Below are 3641 nucleotides of genomic sequence, written 5' to 3'. Positions count from 1 at the left end.
CGGAACTTGGATCGTAGATCCGAACGCTTCAGGAGATTTGGCCTCTACTTTGGCTGGAGCAATCCTGCCAGAGCAAGCTGAGTCTATGAATGAAGAATCACCGCTGCTTTAGCACGGTGAGTGTCAAAGTTAAGTAGTCGGACAAAAGAAAAGGATATCTGTGTTAGGTTTTGTTGAGCCTGGGGCGTAGAGCAGTCAAGCGGAAAAAACAGAACAAATGTATTATATTAACCGATAGTCAGTAGAGTGAAAACTTTTGTAAGTTGACGAAACTATCAGGATTTGGGCCGAGGTTTTTGGGGTTCTGTTGCGATCGCTTGCGTTTGGGCTTGCGCGATCGCAACAGAGTATATCTACAAACCTGCTATAGCAAAAACCTCAGCTGTTAAGCTGAGGCTCATGGAAGAGAATTCCGATACGAGACGCGATTCACCTAAGTTCAAATCATCTTAATCCTTAGCTAACCCCGAAAGCAGTCAAAACTAACAAGCTAACGAACAGAATTGCTGCTGCACCTTGGAAAAGGTAGCGTTGCTGTTGTTCTTGTGAAGGGTACTCAGCGCAGTAAGCAACAGGTTCAATAGCGTAGTTGTTTAAAACCCCTCTGTCATCAGTTGTGTACATTTGTTTTTCTCTCTTTTCTTTTGTTTGTTTCCTTATGTAAATAAATGTAACGAATTGTTTACAAAGTGTCAAGAGATTTGATGAGTTGTGGTATGAATCTGGCTGACAGTTACGATAAGTTTTAGCTATGGTTAGTTGACCTGTGGCGCAAAAGCCTTCAGCAACAATGGTTTTAGCCGCTTAGTCTAGGCTGTTGTATAGCTAATAGCGGATGCTAGAGGTAGGAATTAGAGCTTAAGAAGTGTAGATTATTAACGATCGCTAATGTTCGTGGGGCATCTCGGAACCGGATATTAAGGTCTATATGCAACAACTACACATCAATCAGTTCATTGAGACTATTCACACAGAACTACTACCAGAACTACAAATTGCTAGCATCGATCCCCACGATCCAGTAGTAGTAAAGCATTTGCCTGCACCCTGGCAACTAGTTGGCGCAGGGAACTACGCCGCAGTCGTCTGTCATCCCAATTATCCAGAAGTGGTAGTCAAGATTTACGCACCTTCACGTCCCGGTTTTGAAGAAGAGTTAGAAGTTTACCGTCGCTTAGGTTCTCATCCAGCATTTTCTCAGTGTTTCTATGGGAAAAATGGCGTTTTAGTCCTGAAGCGGTTGTATGGAGTAACTCTCTACGATTGCCTTTATAAAGGAATCCCAATTCCCAAACAAGTTATACAAGATATTGATACAGCCTTGGATTATGCCAGGAGTCGAGGACTTTACCCCCATGATGTTCATGGTCGCAATGTCATGGTATATGAAGGAAGAGGATTAGTTGTAGATATTTCCGATTTCCTACATCTGGAAACTTGTGAAAAGTGGGATAATCTCAAGCGAGCATATTACTGGTTGTACCTTCCTCTGTTCTATCCACTGCGATTAAGAGTGCCTTATTTTCTCCTCGATATCGTCCGTAAAAGTTATCGTTTGGCAACTTCTATCATCATGTTCATCTCTCGGCTAGTGCGTCAGACTTTTGCTAAGGGAAAATTTATCAACATAGCAAAAAATAAATTTTGCGGCAGGTAGCGATCGCCAAAATCAAAGCTCTTTTCCACCACAAATAAAAAGTCTATTCAAGTCTTTACGCCTTAGTGACTTCAGCTTAAAAATTATCAGTAACTTCCAACAACAACAGCACCCAAACTGGACTTACCGAGTGATTTCCTCTGTTAATTGATTCAACTTGGAGTGACACTGAAAAACTAAACCTCAGTTGCCTTGCTCCCTTTTTTCAGTTGAGGAAATATCGGTTTTCTAGTTGTTGGGTGCTGTTGTTAGTTAACACAATAGATAGTAAACGAAACAGCTTTTTTCCTCCTTAATTCAATAGTGGACTTGGGCTGTAATCTCTATCTGAGAAGCTTTTGAAGCTTCAATTATTAATTTACCATCTTATAAAACATCTGGTGAAGAATGATAAATAACTTTACTTTTCCCCTGGAAGTGAATAATCAGACTGTCTCAACTATAACTGTTTTAATGAATTGCTGATATCCAGGCACCCGGAGGCAGAGGAGAGGAGGATAGCTAGTCATGTCTGAAGATAGAACACCTGGGAGAAATTGAAGACTAACCTTATAGAATAACCAGATTAAGAGAATTCAAATTTATGACTATAGATGTTCATGAAGACGATCGCCAAGAAAGCGGTAGATCCGACCATCAAGATAATCCTGGAACCGAAACGCATACACCAGTTACAGAAGAAGGTAACACTCCTTTGGATGAAAGGTATCGCATGACTGGTCAAGAATCCGGTACTGATGTTCGTTCTGGTGCTGAACCGGAAGCACCAGGAGGAGAAGTTAAAGTGGTTGGTGGGCCTAATCAAGGCACAGATTCTCGTTAACAAAATTCATGAAAAATTGGTAATGTTTGATGAGGGTGAACTGAACGTCTCCGCTTAAAAGATGGGGGTAAATTTCTGTAAGCGATCGCTACCTAATGTTTTGTGTCGGATGGCGACCCTTGAGACTTTCTTACTTTATCATTGAGGAAAAGCGATCGATCCTCTCCTTACTCTTCCTCAATACTTGTGCATCTAATTTACCTTCTTTTGCTGCTTGCATTAAGGCATACATAGCATCGTAATATAAATCTTTGTCATAAGAAAGTAATATTAAATCTACTCCAGCATTAATTGATTTTACAGTAGCCTTTTCTAGCCCATCTTTGCTACCATATACCGCTTGCATTCCAAAATCATCGGTAATTAAAATACCGTCATGTTGCCAACTTTGGCGAATAATTTCTGTCACTACTTTATGAGAAAAAGAAGCGGCATTTTCTGGATCTACTGCCATTAATTTAGCGTGTCCAATCATCGTGAATGCTTGGGTATTTTTCATCACTTCCCGAAAGGGAACCCAATCATCATTCATTAATTCGGCTACAGAAGCGTTTAATTCTCCTTCGGCAATATGGGTATCTGTTTTGACTCTACCTAAACCAGGAAAATGTTTAACTGTACATTGAACTTTGTATTTTTCTAATGTTTGGCAATACCACAAAGCAACTTTAGTGACAGTTTCTTTATTGGCAGAAATAGCACGGCGATTAATCTTGGAATATTTATCTTTAACAAGTTTGATTCCTTTGTTTAAATCAACTACTGGCGCAAAATTCAAATTTACCCCAATTTCTGCTAGTTCTTGGGCTTGTTTAGCTGCATATTCAATGATTTTCTGTTTTTGCTGCTCAATATTTTTTTTATCATCGACTATTTTGGCTAAAGAAGGTAATTTAGTTAAGGGCGGTGATAATCTTGATACTATGCCACCTTCTTGATCTGCGGCGATTAAAAGAGGAGGTAAACCTTGACTTTTGCGAACTTCTTGCAGGGTTTGAATTTCTTGTTTGACTTGCGCTTTCGTTTTGCCACGTACATTTCTGTCGGTGATAAAAACTCCCGCTACACCTTGTTTTTCTACTAATAATTTTACTTCGTCAAAATCTCTGTACCCAATGACGAAATGCTGACCTAAATTGACTATTTTCGGAGGTTCTGGGG

The 3641-nt window shown here is 40.0% G+C and carries 4 protein-coding genes; 2 read left to right on the top strand and 2 right to left on the bottom strand.

Translation table 11 applies throughout. The annotated features are described in order from the left end of the window. Positions 1-456 precede the first annotated feature (456 nt). Entirely contained in the window at positions 457-624 is a 168-nt protein-coding gene (gene psb34, locus IQ264_RS31810) for a photosystem II assembly protein Psb34 (RefSeq protein WP_193986639.1), read from the bottom strand. A gap of 304 nt (positions 625-928) precedes the next feature. Here psb34 and IQ264_RS31805 point away from each other — a divergent pair, with 304 nt between their 5' ends. Further along, on the top strand, positions 929-1657 hold the full coding sequence (locus tag IQ264_RS31805; protein ID WP_193986637.1) for a serine/threonine protein kinase: 729 nt from the start codon (positions 929-931) through the stop codon (positions 1655-1657). Positions 1658-2240: 583 nt separating this feature from the next. Further along, on the top strand, positions 2241-2480 hold the full coding sequence (locus tag IQ264_RS31800) for a hypothetical protein (RefSeq protein WP_193986635.1): 240 nt from the start codon (positions 2241-2243) through the stop codon (positions 2478-2480). 130 nt (positions 2481-2610) lie between these two features. Here the strand turns inward: IQ264_RS31800 and IQ264_RS31795 are convergent. Next, the coding region (locus IQ264_RS31795) for a glycoside hydrolase family 3 protein (protein ID WP_193986633.1) at positions 2611-3641 on the bottom strand (1031 nt) is incomplete at its 5' end.

This window comes from [Phormidium] sp. LEGE 05292 (assembly GCF_015207735.1).
Classification (GTDB): Bacteria; Cyanobacteriota; Cyanobacteriia; order Cyanobacteriales; family Aerosakkonemataceae; genus Floridanema.
Note: the sequence above shows the minus strand (reverse complement) of the source record. Positions and strands in the feature narration are given on the sequence as shown.